We start from the raw sequence: 17438 nt of genomic DNA on the forward strand, positions 1-17438 counted from the left end.
GCAGGTCCCGATGATTCCACTCGCCGGCCCGCTATCGCATCCGAATTATCCGCAGGAACCAATGCCACCCCACCACTCGTCGGAAATCTCACCATCGGCGAGCAACATCGAGGGCCCGCGCAGAAAGCTCGACTCCCCCGTGATCGTCACCTGAACCTGTCCACCGGGGATGTTGACGACGATCTCGCCGGTCTCGTGCCCCAGATTGCGCAGCGCCGCATATGCGGCCGCCACAGTTCCCGTTCCGCAGGAACGCGTCTCGCCGACACCGCGTTCATGAACCCGCATCTGCACCGCGCCTGCGGGGGCGCCTGGGCCGTTCACGGGGGCCGTCAGCACTTCGACATTGACCCCGTCGGGGAACAGCGCTTCGTCAAACGTGACCGGAGCACCCACATCGAGCATGCGTAGCGCTTCGGCGGTCAGATCCGCGTCTACGCAGGCCAGGTGCGGGTTACCCACATCGATGGCCAGACCGGAGAACCGCCGGCCGCCGACGGTCGCCTCGCCCGCGCCAAACTCCTTCACCGGCCCCATATCGACGGTGATGTCGGCCGCGAGCTGGCTCCAGGAATTGATCCGCACCGGCCGCGGTCCGGCCAGCGATGCGACCACGAACTCGTCGCGGTGTTCCAGTCCCATCGACCGCAGGTAATGCGCGAACACCCGGACGCCGTTACCGCACATCTCGGCGATCGAACCGTCCGCGTTGCGGTAGTCCATGAACCAGTCTTCGCTGCTCACACCTGGGGGTTTCTCCGTAAGAACCGCACCCTCGATGGCAGCGCCCACCGTGGTCACCCGCAGCACGCCATCGGCCCCGAGACCTCGTTGCCGATCGCACAACGCCTGGACCGCGGGCACCGACAGATCCCGCTTGATGTGCACGTCCGGCAACACCACGAAGTCGTTCTGGGTGCCGTGCCCCTTGGTGAACTTCACGTATTCGAGGATAGGCGCCAGCGCGACTCGATTTCGCCGCAGAGTCCTGCCGCGTCTGCCAAGCCACCGGTCAGCCACATGATGCGATGATCGCGACCAAACCATGATCGCTGCCGGCGTACATAGCGTCGGGTGCCGATGAACGTCAGCTCACGCGCCTGCGCCAGGTCATCGGGCGCTCCCCCGGCATCCAGCGCGGCAATCACCTGGGCATACCCGATGGCCCGTGATGCGGTCACGCCGTCACGCAGCCCGACACCCAGCAGATGCTCGACCTCCGCGACAAACCCTTGCTCGAACATCAGATCCGTCCGTAGCGCAATCCGTTCGTCGAGTTCCTCGGTCTTCCAATCCAATCCGACGATCACGGTGTCCCACCGCGGGGTGCCGATGGTCGGCGCAGACGCCGCGAACGGCTGGCCGGTGAGCTCGATGACCTCCAGCGCACGCACCGTGCGACGTCCGTCGGTCGGCAAGATGATGGCGGCGGCCGCCGGGTCACGCACGGCGAGTTCGGCGTGCAGCGCGGCCACTCCAATCTCCGCCAGCCGCTGCTCCCAGCGCATCCGCACCTGCAGATCCGTCGCGGGGAACGTCCAATCATCAAGCAGTGCTTGGATGTACATCATCGATCCACCGACTATCACCGGCACATGACCTCGCGCCTGGATGTCCTCGACGACGGCGGAAGCCTGCTGCTGGTAGGTCGCGACCGTGGCGGTCTCGGTCACCTCGAGCACATCGAGCATGTGGTGTGGAATGCCCCCGCGTTCCGCGGTCGGCACCTTGGCCGTACCGATATCCATACCCCGATACAGCTGCATCGCGTCGGCGTTGACTATCTCCCCGCCCAGGCGCTCGGCAAGATCCAATGCGAGCGCCGACTTGCCGGTGGCGGTGGGACCGATGACGGCGATGGGTCGCGTCACGACACCCGCCACGTGCCCGCGAAGTACCCGACCCCGTACGGAGAACCTCGGTACAGGCACTGGGCCTGGACGAGATCTGAGCCCACCAACCCGGCAAGCACCTGGTATGCGGCGCCCCCGGTGATGACGTCCGGCAGGCAGGTCAACGCGGCCGCGTCCCCGTGCGCGAGTGCATCGGCAAGGGCCCGCTGCGCGCCTTCGGCCTCGGGCCGGTAGCCCCCGGGCGCCTTGTCTGTGAGGGTGTTGGCACCGTCGGCGATGATCAGAACGCCGAGCGCCTTGGCCTCGAAAGTCTCGATCTCGGTACGCAATGCCCGACCGAAAGCGATGCCGTCCCCGTCAGAGACACCGACAAGTCGCACCTCGACCTCGACAGCCGCGACGCGTTCGCGCAGCCATCCCGCGACCAGCACCGGTAGCGGCAGTTCGGCGGGCCTCGCGGCCAGCCCAATGACCGGGGCCGTCAGTGAAACGCGCACGTCAACCCCGTATCCGGCGAATGTGCCCGACATATCGCCGCCGTACCGGCCGTCCCCCACCCCGATGGCGATCCATTGGGTGGGCAAGCTTCGTGCTGCCGCGATTGCCGCCGCGCGCAGGTCGGCTGTTTCCTCGGCGGCCTCCCCGCCGAGCTCGGGCACGAGCAGCGGGGTTGACGGGCAGATCGCTATCGACAGATTCACGACGCTACGTGGCCTTCGGGGTCGGGGCTACGCCATTTCCCGTGGGGACGGCATGCGCGGTGCGCTGGTGAACGACATCGCCGAATGCGACACAGGCCGCGGCTCCAACGGCGAGGGCCGACGCGATATCCGCCTCGGACATCGCGACCTCCTCGCGGAATCATCTGGCATATGTTCGCCGTGTGGCGATGACACCTGTTTGAATGAACGGTGTAGTGAGCTTACGGGCGCCGTGTTGCGCGGCAACAATTGTAGGAAGAGGTTTCGATGCCGGATCAGTCATCACAGCACGACAGTGTTGCTCCCGCCCCCCAGCCCGGAGTTGCTCCTGGCCCCCAGCCCGGAGCTGCACCCGTCCCCCGGCCCGGGCCGAAACCTCATCCGATGCCGCGGCGTCCCGCGGCGACGGCGCCCGCTCCAGCAGCCCACCATGTTGATCCGCACAAGTTCGGCCGCGTGGATGACGACGGCTCCGTCTGGCTGATCACGAGCGCCGGCGAGCGTCAGATCGGATCGTGGCAGGCCGGAGACGCCGACGCCGCATATACGCATTTCGGCCGTCGATTCGAAGACCTGGAGACGGAGATCCAGCTGCTGGAGCTGCGGCTCGGCTCCGGTTCGGGCGATGCACGCAAGATCAAGACCGCTGCCGAGCACCTCGCGGCGACGCTGCCGACCGCCGCCGTCCTAGGCGATGTCGACGCGCTCTCGGCGCGGCTGTCAGCACTCCTCGAGTCCGCGAACACGCAGGCCGCAGCGATGCGCGCGCAACGCGATGAGGCCCGCTCGGCGAGCGTTTCCCGCAAGGAGGAGCTCGCCGCCGAAGCCGAGGAGCTCGCCAACAACTCCACGCAGTGGAAGACGGCTGGCGATCGGATTCGAGCCATTCTCGACGAGTGGAAATCCATCCACGGCGTCGACCGCAAGACCGACGATGCACTGTGGAAGCGGTACTCGGCGGCACGCGAGACGTTCAACCGCAGGCGCGGCGGGCACTTCGCCGAAATGGACCGCGACCGTGCCGGGGCTCGGGAGAAGAAGGAAGAGCTCTGCAAGCGAGCCGAAGCACTCTCGGACTCCACCGACTGGGGTGCCACCGCGGCGACATTCCGGAGTCTGCTCAATGACTGGAAGGCCGCCGGACGGGCGCCTAGGGAGACCGACGACACCCTGTGGCACCGCTTCAAAGCCGCCCAGGACAAATTCTTCTCGGCCCGCAACGCCGAATCCGCTTCCCGCGATGCCGAATTCGTGGCCAACGCGGACGCCAAGCGTGCACTGCTGGTGGCGGCGGAGAAGATCGATGTGGACGCCGATGTGGACGCCGCTCGGACGGCGTTGCGCACCATCGGCGATAAGTGGGATGCCATCGGAAAGGTGCCGCGCGAGCAGCAGACCGATCTGGAAAGACGGATGCGCGCGGTGGAGAAGAAGGTGCGCGAGGCCGGCGAAACCGGCTGGGGCGATCCCGAGGCGGAGGCGCGCGCCGAGCAGTTCCGGGACCGCGCACGGCAGTTCGAGGAGCAGGCCACCAAGGCGGAGGCCGCCGGTAAGACCAAGGATGCCGAAAAGGCTCGGGCCAGCGCCAAGCAGTGGCAGGAATGGGCCGACGCGGCCGTTGCCGCCGTCAAGAGCCGGTCGCGCTAGTTCGGTTCCTCGTCGTCCCCGAAGGCGTCGTCGAGGAAGGTGCGCTTATCGCGCTGCGCGGCCTCGCGCCGCTGCTGCTCGGCTGCCAGCTGCACCGCGGTGCGTGACCACACCACACGCGCCCAGTGGAAGGTCAACAGGATGACCGAAATCCACGCGACCACCAAACCGATACCCGGACCCGGATGTCCGGCCCCGGCGGTCTGACGCGTCCAAATCGCCAGCATGCCAATCACGCTGGCGACGAATGAGCCCGCCAGTGCAATCCAGGACAGCACCCATCGGCGGGTCAACAACGCCAGCATCGAAAAGCCGACGCCGAAGACCATCGCGAGCCACACGAAGATCCGGGATGGCACCCGCACGGATTCCTGATCGGCGATCGCACCGTTGACGAGGACGTCGAATCCCCTGGCGTGACCGGTATGCGGCAGCACGAAGGTCAGCAGCAGCACAAAGACCAGGACGGCCACCACCAGCGCGCGAGCACCCGGATCGATCTCGCCCGCGACTTTCCGCTCCGCCGCGTCGATCTCCTGGCGGAACTCCTCGAATTCGGCGTCGTCTTTATCGGGTCCGGACTCATTACGTTCAGCACCATCATTCACAGCCCGCACCCTGCAACCTCAATCTTTGGTGGCGCACCGATTGCCGGCATCCCCAAGCTCGTCTCTCCGCCGGTTCCTGGTGTGCCCGGCTTCTTTCCGGATTCGTGCGCATCGCCCGCCTGGGTGCGCCGGTGGCTCAGCAGTCCCCCATCGGCGATCAGGTGATGCGGCGCTGCCCCGGTGACCTCGACGGTGACGATATCTCCGGGACGCAGGTCGCCGTTGAGCTGCCCCTGCGGCCGGAAGTGCACCAGACGACCGTCGCGGGCGCGACCACTCATCCGGGCGGTCGCACCATTCTTGCGGCCCTCACCGGTGGCGATCAGCAGTTCGACCTCGCGGCCGATCTGCCGTTGATTCTCTTCCAGGGTGATGGACTCTTGCAGCTCGATGAGCCGCTCGTACCGTTCCTGCACAACGGCTTTCGGCAGCTGATCGGGGAATTCGGCCGCCGGGGTGCCCGGGCGGATCGAGTACTGAAATGTGAAGGCGCTGGAGAACCGGGCGCGACGCACGACCTCAAGTGTCTGCTCGAAATCCTCTTCGGTTTCGCCGGGGAAGCCGACGATGATGTCGGTGGTGATGGCGGCGTCCGGCATCGCCGCCCGCACGGTGTCGATGATCGACAGGAAGCGCTCCGACCGATAGGAACGGCGCATCGCCTTGAGGATGCGGTCCGAACCCGATTGCAGCGGCATGTGCAGCTGTGGGCACACGTTCGGGGTCTGCGCCATCGCCTCGATGACGTCGTTGGTGAATTCGGCCGGGTGTGGCGAGGTGAACCGCACCCGCTCGAGACCCTCGATGCGACCGCAGGCGCGCAGCAGGTCGGCGAAAGCTCCACGGTCGCGGGGAATTTCAGGATCGGCGAAATTGATGCCATATGCGTTGACGTTTTGGCCGAGCAGCGTCACTTCCAGCACACCCTGGTCCACCAGCGTCTGCACCTCGGCGAGGATATCGCCGGGACGGCGGTCGATCTCCTTGCCGCGCAAAGAGGGAACGATGCAGAAGGTGCAGGTGTTGTTGCAGCCCACCGATATCGACACCCAGGCGGCATAGGCCGACTCGCGGGTCGCGGGCAGTGCCGACGGAAAATGTTCGAGGGCCTCGACGATCTCGACCTGGGCCTCTTTGTTGTGGCGCGCACGCTCCAGCAGGGTCGGCAACGACCCGATGTTGTGGGTGCCGAAGACGACGTCGACCCACGGCGCCTTTTTCAGCATGCCCTCGCGGTCCTTTTGCGCGAGGCATCCGCCAACGGCGATCTGCATGTTCGGGTTGGCTGCCTTGCGCGGCGCGAGGTGACTGATGTTTCCGTACAGCTTGTTGTCCGCGTTCTCGCGCACGGCGCAGGTGTTGAAGATGACGATATCGGCGTCGGTGCCCTCGGGGGCTTTCGCGTATCCGGCCGCATCCAGCAGACCCGACACCCGCTCGGAGTCGTGCACATTCATCTGGCAGCCGTAGGTGCGGACCTGGTACGTGCGGACCTCCGAATCGGAAGTCACGGAACTGGTCACCGACTTATGGTACGTGCCCTGGCTCAGACAGATTCCCGGCCGAGCTCACGCGGAGTTCGGGCCCATTTGTCCAGCTCACAGGCATAAGTCAGCATGGCCACAACTGCGCAGCCAAGGAAAAACCAGTTCTGCGCCTTGTTCGGCTCCACGATGACGTCACGCAGAAACATGACAGCGGCCGCGATCGCCATGATGGCGAAGCCAACCCAAGCCGCCAGCGTGCGCGTCCAGCTGCGATGGCACGAACCTTCTGGCCCTAAGAGAGCCATCCCGATTTCCGCAATGCACACCACCGCCACGACCAGTCCACCAAGGACATTGCCTGCAACGGCAAGCCAGCCGAAAACATCAGTCGCGTTATGAGCGGCGACATACGCCCCGGCAATGAATGAAGACATTGCAACGGTGACAACCACAGCGAGTCCGAACAGCCTCATGTTTGACGCTCTGGCACACGCCAGCCCTGCCACCAATCGTCGATGCTGCAGACGGCGTTCACACCCATCCATATCCACCAGCCGGCCAACACCCACGACTCTGGGAGCTCGGGCTCCGCGAATGCTCCGCGAACAGTCACGACGACGATGACCCCGATCAGCCCGATAACGATCGCGAACGAGATATCTCGCCTGGGCCGCGGCCGATCGAGGATCTCGCTGCCTCTGAGATGCCGCCCCCCATCGACAGTCACCTGCCCCGATGGCGTGACTAAGCGCATTAGCGAGCTGGGCAGCAAGCACAACCCGAAAACCAGCCCAAGACTCGCCATAATCCAGCCCCAGGAAGTTGCCCCATCTACCACTGCGACTGGAAAAGAAGCGATGAACAGAACGGATGCCAGGACCGTTGCGAACGCCCTGATTCGCGGGCCTTCAAAGGAAGGCCGTCGTCGCGTCCACATGGACTCAGTATCGCAGATGTTTGCTGAGGCCGATCACACGGTGCACCGGGTCGCCCGCCGTCGAATTCGCCTACCCATTCGTTCCACCCTGCAAAACTGTGAGGAACCCGTATGGTCTGACCATGCCGGTGAGCACCGACACATCAACGAGCGGGGAAAACGCCTCCGCAACAAGTGCCCCAATGATCTCTCTTGAGCATGTCGACAAGCATTTCGGCGAGTTGCACGTCCTCAAGGACATCACCCTCGAAATCCCACGCGGTCAGGTCGTCGTCATCCTCGGGCCATCCGGTTCGGGTAAGTCGACGCTGTGCCGGACTATCAACCGTCTCGAACCCATCGACACCGGCACCATCCGGATCGACGGCGATGTGCTTCCCGAGGAGGGACGTGCGCTCGCCAACCTGCGAGCAGAGGTCGGCATGGTGTTCCAGTCGTTCAACCTTTTCTCGCACAAGACAATTCTCGACAACGTGACGCTTGCGCCGCTGAAAGTGCGCAAAAAGAACAAGGAATCCGCCCGCAAGCACGCGATGGAACTACTTGAGCGCGTCGGCATCGCGAGCCAGAAGGATAAGTACCCGGCGCAACTGTCCGGTGGGCAGCAGCAGCGCGTGGCCATCGCCCGGTCCCTGGCGATGGGCCCGAAGGTCATGCTCTTCGACGAGCCCACCTCGGCGCTGGACCCTGAGATGGTCAACGAGGTTCTCGATGTCATGGTGGCGCTGGCCAAAGAGGGTATGACGATGCTGGTGGTCACCCATGAGATGGGCTTCGCCCGCAAGGCCGCGGATCGCATCATCTTCATGGCCGACGGCGCCATCGTCGAGGACTCGGACCCGGAGAGCTTCTTCACCAATCCGCAGTCCGACCGCGCCAAGGACTTCCTCAGCAAGATCCTCGGACACTGATGCGGCGGCACACCGCACTGGTGGCGGCTGTGGCCTTGGTTGCCACCCTGATCAGCTCCTGCGGCAGCAATGAGCCCCGGCAGCTGCTCGAATCGATCCGCGGCGGCACCGTCATCCTCGGCACCAAATTCGATCAGCCCGGGGTGGGCCTGCAACACCCCGACAAGAAGATGAGCGGATTCGACGTCAAGGTTTCCGAGTACGTCGTCAACGCCATCGCCGACGAGTTCGGTGTCAAACACCCAACCATCCGCTGGTACGAGACGCCCTCGGCACAGCGCGAACAGCTCATCGACAACGGCACTGTAGACATGATCGCCGGGAGCTACTCGGTCAACTACAGCCGAGCCCAGAAGGTGTCGTTCGCCGGCCCGTATCTCATTACCTACCAAGGGCTCCTGGTACGCAAGGAGGATGACTCGCTGACCAAACTGGATGATCTGAACCGGGGCAAGAAGCTCTGTTCGGTATCCGGCTCAACGCCCGCGCAGAACGTCAAGAACCTGCTGGCGGGCACCCAGCTGCAGGAGTTCGACTCGTACTCCTCCTGCGTGGAGGCACTGCGACGAGGCAAGGTCGACGCCCTCACCACCGACGAGACCATTCTGGCCGGCTACGCCAAACGCTACGAGGGCGAGTTCAAGCTGATTCAGATGAACTACGAGCTGAGCCAGCCGTTATGTATCGGGAAACCCAAGAAGCAGAAGAAGAACGGCGACCCGTTCTCCAGGGAGGTCTACGGGATCGGTCTCGCCAAGGGCGATACTGCCGCCATCGAGGCCATCGACCGGGCGCTCGACAAGATGATCGCTAGCGGAGCCTGGGACGCCGATCTACGGGACGCACTCGGCGACAGCACGATCGATGATTGGGAGAAGCGCGCCGAGAGCGGCACTTACGGTCTGCGGCCCGATCCCTCCCCGGCCGCGATCGAGAAGATCACCGGTGTCAAGCCCGCCGCCGACAAGGCTTGTGAGGCCGCATGAACGCGCTGTGGGCCAACATGGGGTCGCAGCTGTGGCCTGCGTTCTGGACCACCATAAAATTGTCGTTCTTCTCCGCCGTCGGCGCGCTAATCTGGGGCACCGTCCTGGCGGGGCTCCGGGTATCGCCGGTGCCGATCATGCGAAGCTTCGGAACCTGGTACGTCAACATCATCCGCAATACCCCGCTGACGCTCATCATCATCTTCTGCTCGGTGGGCCTCTACCAGAATCTCGGCATCGCATTGGCTCCAGAGAATTCGACCTTCATCAAGAACAACAATTTCTGGCTGTCGGTCCTCGGGTTCGTCCTGTACACAGCGACTTTCGTCTGCGAAACGCTGCGCTCTGGTTTCAACACCGTCCCGCTGGGTCAAGCCGAGGCCGCCCGGTCGCTGGGACTGTCGTTCATCAAGGTGCTCGGGCTGATCGTGCTACCGCAAGCAATACGGTCGGTGCTGGCGCCCATGGGTAGCGTGCTGATCGCGTTGGTGAAGAACACCTCGATCGCCTCCGCGATCGGTGTCGCCGAGGCGGCCCTGCTGATGCGATCGGAGATCGAGCTATTCGCCGATCAGATCGTCTGGATCTTTCTCATCATCGCCGCCGGGTACATGGTGATCACGCTGACGATCGGGCTGACCTTCGGATACTTCGCACAGCGACTGGCGGTGAAGCGATGAGCAACAGCGCCACCGTCATGTACGACGCGCCCGGCCCCAAGGCCCGGGCTCTCAACCGTGTCATCACCGTGGTCTTCACCGCGCTGGTGATAGTGATTGCGGCATGGGTGATCTGGACCCTTAACGCCAACGAGCAGTTGACCGCCGAAAAGTGGTCGCCCTTCCTGCATCTGGATACGTGGACGACGTACATCCTGCCGGGGCTGCTCGGGACGGTCTCCGCCGCCGCGCTGTCCATTGTCTTCGCCTTGGTGCTCGGTGCGGTGCTCGGTATCGGACGCCTATCTGATCACCGTGTGGTGCGCTGGGTTTCGGGTGCGTTGGTGGAGTTCTTCCGCGCTATCCCGGTGCTGATCCTGATGATTTTCTCCTACTACCTGTACGGGCAGCAGGCCGTCTTCCCCTCCGAGTACCTGGCGTTTACGGCGGTGGTGACGGGCCTGACGTTGTACAACGGCTCGGTCATCGCCGAAATCCTGCGCTCGGGCATCCAGTCACTACCGAGTGGGCAGTCCGAGGCTGCGGTCGCTCTGGGCCTGCGCAAGTCACAGATGATGCGGCTCATCCTGCTCCCCCAGTCCATCGCCGCCATGCTGCCCGCGCTCATCTCGCAGATGGTCATCGCGTTGAAGGACTCCGCGCTGGGATATGCCTTCGGCTACATCGAGGTGGTGCGTTCGGGTATCCGCTCGGCGTCCTACTACGGGAACTATCTGCCCGCGCTGGTGGTGGTCGCGGTCATCATGATCGTCATCAACTTCGCATTGTCCTCGCTGGCCACCAATATCGAGCGTCAGCTGCGCGAGGGGCGAAAGAAGAAGAGCCTCTTGGAGGTTCCGCACGCACAGCCCGAACCGGGGTTGGTCACCAAGGATCTACTGGAGACCCGCGGCGTGGATCTCGCGCACAAAGATCTACGTCAGGACTACGGCGAGTAGTCACTGGATCGGCAACGGTGATTCGTCACCTGCCGGACGCGGACCGAAGATGCGACGTTCTGCTTCGGCGATCGGAGTGTCGTTGATGCTGGCCTCACGGCGTGACATCAACCCTTCGGGGGTGAACTCCCACAACTCATTGCCATAACTGCGCCACCACTGCCCGGCCTCGTCGTGCCACTCGTACTGGAAGCGGACGGCCATCCGATTCTCTCGGAATCCCCAGAGTTCCTTACGTAACGCGTACCCGTTCTCCTTGGACCATTTGCGGGTCAGGAAGGCGACGATCTCGACGCGCCCGGTGATGAACTCATCGCGGTTGCGCCACAACGAATCCTCGGTGTAGGCGGCGGCGACATGCTCGGCGTCGCGTGTGTTCCAGGCATTCTCGGCGGCGCGGACCTTCTCGCGGGCGGAATCGATATCGAAGGGCGGAAGTGGTGGGCGCATGCCATATCTCCTTGTCATATTTCGTTGTCAGAGCGGCGGATTGGCGGGCGATGGTTCAGCCTCCCCCCACCGTAGGGGGCTGGCATTGATCGTCTCGACAACCTCGTCGATGGTGAAGTCGACGGAGCATTGCGCGCCGGGAGCGAAGGTGCCCTCGTCCCAGTTCAAGCGCGCAGTTCCGGTGAGCTGCACTGCCGATCCGGTGTGCCAGTTCGGGATCAGCAGCCCACACTGCGGATCGACGTGCAGGTTCCCGAGCGTCATGAACATCGAGTTCCCCAGGTAATCGGGCCAACGTAACTCGTTCGGCGAGAGCACCTGCAGGAAACCGGGGTTGCCGCCGCGGTGGGATGCGTCGGCGTTGCCTTCTCCATCGGCGGTGCCGATGATGAAGGTGTCCGCTCTCGAGATGGTGCGCTGTTGTTCATCATTCAGGGAGGTTGCGCGGCGCGGTTCCCCGGGCAGTCCGGGGCCGATGCCTGAGATGTCACGACGCGCGATGTACTTGGGGCAGTTCGAATACACCTGATCGGTGGTGACGATGAGCCCCGCGCCCGCTGGCCGCGCCGTACCGTTGACGCGCATCCGGCGCCGACGCTGCGGCTGCAACGCGATCATGCCGATCTTTCGCTCCGACCGCAGCGCCTCGGCCAGTGGATCACCGAAAACCGGCACGCTGTCGATTGCGATGGTCCGGGTATCGGTGGCGTGCGCGAAGCCGGGTGGCCCGACGATCTGACTCGCCCACATCCGGTCGTCGCCATCCCGTGCCGACACGAACACCATCGGTTGGGCGGCCAGAAAGGCCGCCGCAACCTCCGGTATTTCCGTCGAGATGATCCGGCCGACTCGAATAGCACTGCCGGACTGCCCCATTCGCCGTTGAACGGCGAGCTCGCCGACGTGATAGGTCATCATCTCAGAAGAAGCCACATGTCGGTGCTTCGCCGGACGGCGCCGCATGCTGCTCGATACCCGCGGCCGCGAACACCTCAAGGCGAATCCCATCGGGGTCGGTGAAGAAGATCCCCCCAGAGGATGCACCTTCCTGATGGGCGACGACACCGTCGTGGACGAATACCGTCGATAGTTCCTTCAGCACCGCCTCTACCTCCTGCACCTGCTGCACCGAATCCACCTGGAACGACAAATGGTGCAAGCCTGGCGTGGCCGCCGAGAATTCCCCACGGCTCTGTTCCCAAAGCGTCAGCACCGGGATGCCGTCGGATCCGAGGAACGCGAATCGCTGCGTGCCGTCTGCACGCAGAACGAGCTGGTCGAATCCGAATGCCTGACGATAGAACGCGACGGACCTCTCCAGGTCGCTGACGTTCAACCCGATGTGACCGGTGACCACCCGGGGTGCGATGGCAGTGCTCATGAACAAACCCTTCCTAACCGACAAATTATGATTACCAGTTAGAAGGTAATCGTCAGCCGGAAGCATTGTCAACCGTCTATCTGGTTTTATCAGTTAGACTTTGTGGCACACACTCTCCCCAAGAGGAGGCGGCTAACCTCAGGCCATGTCCGATCCACGTCCCCATCTCGGCGAACCGCTCGCACTGGATCTACTGAACACCCGGTGGATGAGCGGCGATGGAGCGCAGGATCTGCTCACCGATCTCGACGGCTTACGAATCTGGTTGCATACCAATAATCTTCACGATCGCTGCACCGCCAACGAGACGACCCGAGAAGCCCTGCTCACTGCGCGTGACGCCATCTACCGGGCGGTGAAGGATTCCCAGATCGACGACATCAATGCCGTGCTGTCCCGGGGCGCGATCCGTCGCTCGCTGACCGTCGGCGGGCCGGTCGACACGGCCGAGGTTCCCGAGCCACACTGGCTACCCGCTTGGCTGGCCGTCGATAACCTGCTGATCCTGCTCGCCGAGTCTCCCGATCGGATCAAACAGTGCGCCCACCCGCAATGCGTGCTGTTCTTCTATGACACATCCAAGAACGGGGCTCGACGCTGGCATTCCATGGCGACTTGCGGAAACAGGGCAAAGGCCGCCCGGCACTACGCCAAGAACGCATGATCATCCTTCACAGCTGCATCACACGTTAGATTCTTACTCAACTATCACAATCGAAGTATTATGTAACAGGTACCACTCCGTTACCATTGTTCCCATGCGAAACATCGTATTGACCATCGGCGTGTCGGCCGTTTTCGGAGCGGCGTGCGCGGGGGCAGCACTCACGGGTGCACCGGTGGCCTACGGAGCGCCGTTGAGCTTCGATTGTCTGCAGGTTGCGACACCCGTGGGAATGAACCTGACCTGCGTGAATCCGACGCCCTTCACCATGGACGCACACTTCAAGGGTAATTGCGGTCCGCTCCCCATGCTCAATGAGGACACCGAGATCGGGCCGTTCAAAACGATCTCGCGTCAGGTGCCGTGCCTGCCGGGCGTTCAGTCACCATCTGCCGAAGCCTCGATGATGATGCGGTCCAATGCCACGGACGAGGACGCGCCGCCGCCCAACCCCCCGGCACGCCCGTTCGGTCTCTAGGGCGAGCGGCGGTCACCCGACGTCGCGACGGTCCTGCTCGGTGGCAAGGGCGTTCTTCACGACGTCATAGGCCATGGACTGGCCGTATCCGCGACGCGCAAGCATGGCAACCAATCGCCGCGCAGCCTTGATCCCACCGTCGTCGAGACTCTCGGATCGGAGTTTCTTGGCGACAAGCTGCGCTGCGCGCGAGCGTTCGGCGTCTCCGTCGATGTGCGCGAGCGCGGCGGCCGCATTCTCGGCCGATACGCCCTTGGTACGAAGCTCTGCCGCTAAGGCGCGCTTGCCTTTTCCGGCGTAGGTATGCCGAGACTGCACCCACTGTGTTGCAAAATCGGCGTCGTTGATGAGCCCGGCGGTGGCCAGCCGATCCATGACCCGCTCGGATATGTCATCGGGGTACCCGCGCCGGGCCAGCCTTTCGGTCAGCTCGGCGCGGGCACGCGCCCGACTTGTCAACAGGCGAAGACAATATGACCACGCCTGCTCGTCCCGCGAGTCAACCGGTTCATGCGTCGGGGCTTCGGGTACCGACGCGACCCGGGCTCGCAGTTCGTCTAGGGATTCCTGAGAACCCGATGCGGAAGCCGAATCAGAAATCGACTGGGGCCGGGACGACTTCGTCATCGGTCAGCACCGCTCCGATACCGAGCTTCTCCTTGACCTTCTTCTCGATCTCGTTGGCGACATCGGCGTTCTCCAACAGGAAGTTGCGGGCGTTTTCCTTGCCCTGTCCCAACTGCTCACCCTCATAGGTGAACCAGGAGCCGGACTTACGGACGAAGCCATGCTCCACGCCCATATCGATGATCGACCCCTCCTTGGAGATGCCCTTGCCGTAGAGGATGTCGAACTCAGCCTGCTTGAACGGCGGCGCCATCTTGTTCTTGACAACCTTGCAGCGAGTCCGGTTACCCACTGCATCAGTACCGTCCTTGAGCGTCTCGATCCGGCGTACGTCCAGACGGATCGAGGAATAGAACTTCAAAGCCTTACCACCCGTAGTGGTTTCGGGTGAGCCGAACATTACGCCGATCTTCTCACGCAGCTGGTTGATGAAGATGGCGGTGGTGCCCGAGTTGCTCAGCGCACCGGTGATCTTGCGCAGCGCCTGGCTCATCAGGCGGGCCTGCAGACCGACGTGGCTGTCACCCATCTCGCCCTCGATCTCGGCGCGTGGCACCAGGGCGGCCACCGAGTCGATGACGATGATGTCGATGGCACCCGAGCGGATCAGCATGTCGGCGATCTCCAGTGCCTGCTCACCGGTATCGGGCTGGGATACCAGCAGCGAGTCGGTATCGACACCCAGCTTCTTGGCGTAATCCGGGTCGAGCGCATGCTCGGCATCGATAAACGCCGCAACACCGCCGGCGGCTTGCGCGTTGGCCACCGCATGCAGCGCCACGGTGGTCTTACCCGAAGATTCCGGTCCGTAGATCTCGATGACACGACCGCGCGGCAGGCCGCCGATACCCAGCGCCACGTCTAGGGCGATGGACCCGGTCGGGATGACGGAGATGGGGACGCGTACCTCGTCGCCGAGGCGCATCACCGAACCCTTGCCGTGACTCTTCTCGATCTGTGCGAGCGCGAGCTCGAGAGCCTTCTCGCGATCCGGTGCCTGCGCCATGGTGTTCTCCGTTTCGTATCGGTGTTCGAAGATCGGCGTTCCGATCAGTTGAGGCAGACGCTAGGACACAGGTCTGACAAGTCACCTGACCTGCTCGGGAGACCCGTAACCGTCGTGCTCGAACATGACTACCGTAAGCCGAACACCTGTTCGATTCAAGGAGGCGCGCCGGACCGGCGTGTCGCGCCTTAACACGGAAACACGGAGGTCGCAGCGACCCGAATAGCAGCTGGCTCGCTACTTCTTTCACGGCACTTGTAGTGGTTAATTCTTGGTTTCAGCAACCCAGCTGCCCCAGCTCAATACAGTGAGAATCATGCGGCAACGAATTTCGTGGAGTCTTCCGCTCGCGATCACGGCCATCGTTACCTGCCTGGCCTGTCTGACCATTGCACTTGCCGCTGCCGCACCAAACCCGGACTGCGGCACGATCGTCACGGCAGCCAATCAGCTCGAAGTGGCCTATAACCAAGTCCAGCCGTACGGATACACACCGTTCGGTATAGAGAACCAGATCCAAACCGCCGCAATGCCGTTGATGTCGTTGGCCAGCCCTGCGGCATTCGACATGCGCAACTGGGCGTTCCGGCTTGCGTCCGAACTTGGCAAGAATGACGCACAGGACCCCGACGAGCAACGATCAGGTACGTGGATCTCCGGCACGCTCTCTGGAGCGCGCCAGTCGCTACAAGCTGCGCGTGCTGCTTGCGCGTAGCTTCACCATTGATCTCGAGGGACGTCGAAATCTGCGCACAAAGCCCGCCATATATCCCGCGGCTCCATCCCGGCTTCGACAGCCTGTGCCGCGGTGCGCCCGCCCATCGCGGTCAACACATGGTCAACCAGCACGGATGAGCCGTAGATCGCACCGAAACGCCCAGTGACCAGCTCATGAAACTCCGTCAGACGCACACCGTCACCTTAGGGCCGCCACTACGTCCTGGCACACCCGTACCGGATCTTCGACATCGACGGCGCCTGCGGCAGCCCGGCGGGCAGCTTCGGTGTACCGCCGCTCCCCCAATACGCGACCGACGGCCGCAGCCAAAGAATCCCGGTTCAGCGGCCGCACCAGCTCGGCGCTTCCTTGCCGCACAACACGATTCGCCAATTCCCACTGGTCGCCACCACCGGGAACCACCACCACCGGCACCCCAGCCAGCAGCGCCTTGCTCAGAAAACCATGTCCCCCACCGCAAATGGCCAGATCGGCCCCGGACAGCAGCAGGTCCTGACGTGCCAGCCCCGCAACCGCCCACGACGGCAACCCCGATGAAGATGGATCCAGCGCAGAGACGACCACTCGTGCACCTGCCGATTCCAAGGCCCGCAATGCCAGCTCGGTCATCCCCTCGGCGCCGGTGAAGGCCGTCGACGGCGCGATCACAACCACCGGACCCGAACCCGCAGGCGGTTGCAGCACAACGTCCGTGGGCTCCCAGTGCAGCGGCCCCACTAGCACCGCCTCACCCGGCCAGTCGGGACGCGACACCTCAAGTGCGGGCACAGTCGCGATCAACCGTCGAACGGGCCCGGGGTCATGGGCCGGCAATCCGATCTCCACCCGAACCTGCGAGCGCTGTCGCAGTCCCTGGTCGATAGACCTCTGTGTCAGCCGGCGCATCAGCCCATCGCGCAGCCTGCCGCGTAGCCCAACACCGGGAGCCAGTCCACTTCCCAATGGCGGCAATCCTTTTGACGGCAAATACAGCGGGTGCGGATTCAGCTCCACCCACGGCACACCGAGCAACTCGGCGGCCATGCCGCCACAGGCGGTGATGACATCGGAAACAATCAGATCCGGCGCCAGTTCCCTCAACTGATCGAGATTGGCCTGCGCCATATGGGCTGCACGCTGATGAATCTTGGCGCCCGCGTCTCCGTCGTCATCGGCAACCCGAGGCTGCAGCCCCAGAAGTTCCACCGACTCCAGCCCAACGGCACGGGCTTGATCGAGCCAGCGCGTCCCCGTCAACAGCACCGGATCGTCCCCGGCGGCGGCGAATTTCAGGCATAACGCGATAGCAGGAAAGGCATGCCCGGGATCGGGACCGGCGACCACGGCGACACGCACGGCCCTACCC

The 17438-nt window shown here is 63.6% G+C and carries 23 protein-coding genes; 8 read left to right on the forward strand and 15 right to left on the reverse strand.

Annotated features, from left to right (window positions below; translation table 11 throughout):
• Positions 1-45 precede the first annotated feature (45 nt).
• Genes dapF through MLB1_RS01160 form a run of 4 tightly spaced genes read right to left on the reverse strand, consistent with a single transcriptional unit; the run spans position 46 to position 2696 of the window.
• Positions 46-942, reverse strand: a complete 897-nt coding sequence (dapF, locus tag MLB1_RS01145; RefSeq protein ID WP_180747925.1) for a diaminopimelate epimerase — start codon at positions 940-942, stop codon at positions 46-48.
• Entirely contained in the window at positions 939-1871 is a 933-nt protein-coding gene (gene miaA / locus MLB1_RS01150; protein ID WP_180747926.1) for a tRNA (adenosine(37)-N6)-dimethylallyltransferase MiaA, read from the reverse strand. Before miaA ends, dapF begins: the two co-directional genes overlap by 4 nt.
• Entirely contained in the window at positions 1868-2554 is a 687-nt protein-coding gene (locus MLB1_RS23970; RefSeq protein WP_180747927.1) for a hypothetical protein, read from the reverse strand. Before MLB1_RS23970 ends, miaA begins: the two co-directional genes overlap by 4 nt.
• 4 nt (positions 2555-2558) lie before the next feature.
• The gene (locus MLB1_RS01160) at positions 2559-2696 is read right to left on the reverse strand and encodes a hypothetical protein (RefSeq protein ID WP_180747928.1); all 138 of its coding nucleotides are present in this window, start codon (positions 2694-2696) and stop codon (positions 2559-2561) included.
• A 242-nt stretch (positions 2697-2938) separates the two neighbouring features.
• Between MLB1_RS01160 and MLB1_RS01165 the strand changes: the two genes are divergently transcribed.
• Complete coding sequence (locus MLB1_RS01165; RefSeq protein WP_180747929.1) at positions 2939-4201, forward strand: DUF349 domain-containing protein; 1263 nt, start codon at positions 2939-2941, stop codon at positions 4199-4201.
• On the opposite strand, the gene MLB1_RS01170 is transcribed toward MLB1_RS01165, so the two are convergent.
• The 4 genes from MLB1_RS01170 to MLB1_RS01185 are packed head-to-tail and all read right to left on the reverse strand — an operon-like array spanning position 4198 to position 7233.
• The gene (locus MLB1_RS01170) at positions 4198-4809 is read right to left on the reverse strand and encodes a hypothetical protein (protein WP_371750536.1); all 612 of its coding nucleotides are present in this window, start codon (positions 4807-4809) and stop codon (positions 4198-4200) included. The two genes, MLB1_RS01165 and MLB1_RS01170, sit on opposite strands and share 4 nt — an antisense overlap.
• Complete coding sequence (gene miaB, locus MLB1_RS01175) at positions 4806-6332, reverse strand: tRNA (N6-isopentenyl adenosine(37)-C2)-methylthiotransferase MiaB (protein WP_180747931.1); 1527 nt, start codon at positions 6330-6332, stop codon at positions 4806-4808. Before miaB ends, MLB1_RS01170 begins: the two co-directional genes overlap by 4 nt.
• Positions 6333-6355: 23 nt before the next feature.
• On the reverse strand, positions 6356-6769 hold the full coding sequence (locus MLB1_RS01180; protein ID WP_180747932.1) for a hypothetical protein: 414 nt from the start codon (positions 6767-6769) through the stop codon (positions 6356-6358).
• Positions 6766-7233, reverse strand: coding sequence for a hypothetical protein (locus MLB1_RS01185; RefSeq protein ID WP_180747933.1), 468 nt, complete (start codon positions 7231-7233; stop codon positions 6766-6768). The genes MLB1_RS01180 and MLB1_RS01185 overlap by 4 nt, the downstream gene beginning before the upstream one ends.
• A 182-nt stretch (positions 7234-7415) precedes the next feature.
• Here MLB1_RS01185 and MLB1_RS01190 point away from each other — a divergent pair, with 182 nt between their 5' ends.
• The 4 genes from MLB1_RS01190 to MLB1_RS01205 are packed head-to-tail and all read left to right on the forward strand — an operon-like array spanning position 7416 to position 10748.
• Positions 7416-8144, forward strand: a complete 729-nt coding sequence (locus tag MLB1_RS01190; protein ID WP_180747934.1) for an amino acid ABC transporter ATP-binding protein — start codon at positions 7416-7418, stop codon at positions 8142-8144.
• Positions 8144-9130 (forward strand): glutamate ABC transporter substrate-binding protein, encoded by a 987-nt coding sequence (locus MLB1_RS01195; protein ID WP_180747935.1) that lies wholly within the window; start codon positions 8144-8146, stop codon positions 9128-9130. Before MLB1_RS01190 ends, MLB1_RS01195 begins: the two co-directional genes overlap by 1 nt.
• Complete coding sequence (locus MLB1_RS01200) at positions 9127-9810, forward strand: amino acid ABC transporter permease (RefSeq protein ID WP_180747936.1); 684 nt, start codon at positions 9127-9129, stop codon at positions 9808-9810. Before MLB1_RS01195 ends, MLB1_RS01200 begins: the two co-directional genes overlap by 4 nt.
• Positions 9807-10748: an amino acid ABC transporter permease gene (locus MLB1_RS01205; RefSeq protein ID WP_255485558.1), complete on the forward strand. Its 942-nt coding sequence runs from the start codon at positions 9807-9809 to the stop codon at positions 10746-10748. The genes MLB1_RS01200 and MLB1_RS01205 overlap by 4 nt, the downstream gene beginning before the upstream one ends.
• Here MLB1_RS01205 and MLB1_RS01210 read toward each other — a convergent pair whose 3' ends face one another.
• From MLB1_RS01210 to MLB1_RS01220, 3 genes are read right to left on the reverse strand one after another with little or no spacing between them, the layout of a single operon-like run.
• Positions 10749-11198 carry a nuclear transport factor 2 family protein gene (locus MLB1_RS01210; protein WP_180747937.1) on the reverse strand — a complete coding sequence of 150 codons (450 nt, stop codon included), beginning with the start codon at positions 11196-11198 and terminating at the stop codon, positions 10749-10751. It abuts the gene before it with no gap.
• Between the two features lie 27 nt (positions 11199-11225).
• The gene (locus MLB1_RS01215; protein WP_180749613.1) at positions 11226-12113 is read right to left on the reverse strand and encodes a pyridoxamine 5'-phosphate oxidase family protein; all 888 of its coding nucleotides are present in this window, start codon (positions 12111-12113) and stop codon (positions 11226-11228) included.
• 4 nt (positions 12114-12117) lie between these two features.
• Positions 12118-12579: a VOC family protein gene (locus MLB1_RS01220; RefSeq protein WP_180747938.1), complete on the reverse strand. Its 462-nt coding sequence runs from the start codon at positions 12577-12579 to the stop codon at positions 12118-12120.
• A 145-nt stretch (positions 12580-12724) separates the two neighbouring features.
• Between MLB1_RS01220 and MLB1_RS01225 the strand changes: the two genes are divergently transcribed.
• On the forward strand, positions 12725-13243 hold the full coding sequence (locus MLB1_RS01225; RefSeq protein ID WP_180747939.1) for a CGNR zinc finger domain-containing protein: 519 nt from the start codon (positions 12725-12727) through the stop codon (positions 13241-13243).
• A 94-nt stretch (positions 13244-13337) separates the two neighbouring features.
• Positions 13338-13721: a hypothetical protein gene (locus MLB1_RS01230; RefSeq protein WP_180747940.1), complete on the forward strand. Its 384-nt coding sequence runs from the start codon at positions 13338-13340 to the stop codon at positions 13719-13721.
• A 12-nt stretch (positions 13722-13733) separates the two neighbouring features.
• Here MLB1_RS01230 and recX read toward each other — a convergent pair whose 3' ends face one another.
• Positions 13734-14348, reverse strand: coding sequence for a recombination regulator RecX (gene recX / locus MLB1_RS01235; RefSeq protein WP_180747941.1), 615 nt, complete (start codon positions 14346-14348; stop codon positions 13734-13736).
• The gene (gene recA / locus MLB1_RS01240) at positions 14314-15354 is read right to left on the reverse strand and encodes a recombinase RecA (protein ID WP_180747942.1); all 1041 of its coding nucleotides are present in this window, start codon (positions 15352-15354) and stop codon (positions 14314-14316) included. Before recA ends, recX begins: the two co-directional genes overlap by 35 nt.
• A 316-nt stretch (positions 15355-15670) precedes the next feature.
• Between recA and MLB1_RS01245 the strand changes: the two genes are divergently transcribed.
• The gene (locus tag MLB1_RS01245; RefSeq protein ID WP_180747943.1) at positions 15671-16069 is read left to right on the forward strand and encodes a hypothetical protein; all 399 of its coding nucleotides are present in this window, start codon (positions 15671-15673) and stop codon (positions 16067-16069) included.
• Between the two features lie 2 nt (positions 16070-16071).
• Here MLB1_RS01245 and MLB1_RS01250 read toward each other — a convergent pair whose 3' ends face one another.
• Both MLB1_RS01250 and MLB1_RS01255 read right to left on the reverse strand, forming a co-directional pair.
• On the reverse strand, positions 16072-16266 hold the full coding sequence (locus MLB1_RS01250) for a DUF3046 domain-containing protein (RefSeq protein WP_180747944.1): 195 nt from the start codon (positions 16264-16266) through the stop codon (positions 16072-16074).
• 4 nt (positions 16267-16270) lie between these two features.
• Positions 16271-17428, reverse strand: a complete 1158-nt coding sequence (locus MLB1_RS01255) for a nucleotide disphospho-sugar-binding domain-containing protein (RefSeq protein WP_180747945.1) — start codon at positions 17426-17428, stop codon at positions 16271-16273.
• Positions 17429-17438 lie beyond the last annotated feature (10 nt).

Source organism: Mycobacteroides sp. LB1 (assembly GCF_013449725.1).
Classification (GTDB): domain Bacteria; phylum Actinomycetota; class Actinomycetes; order Mycobacteriales; family Mycobacteriaceae; genus Mycobacterium.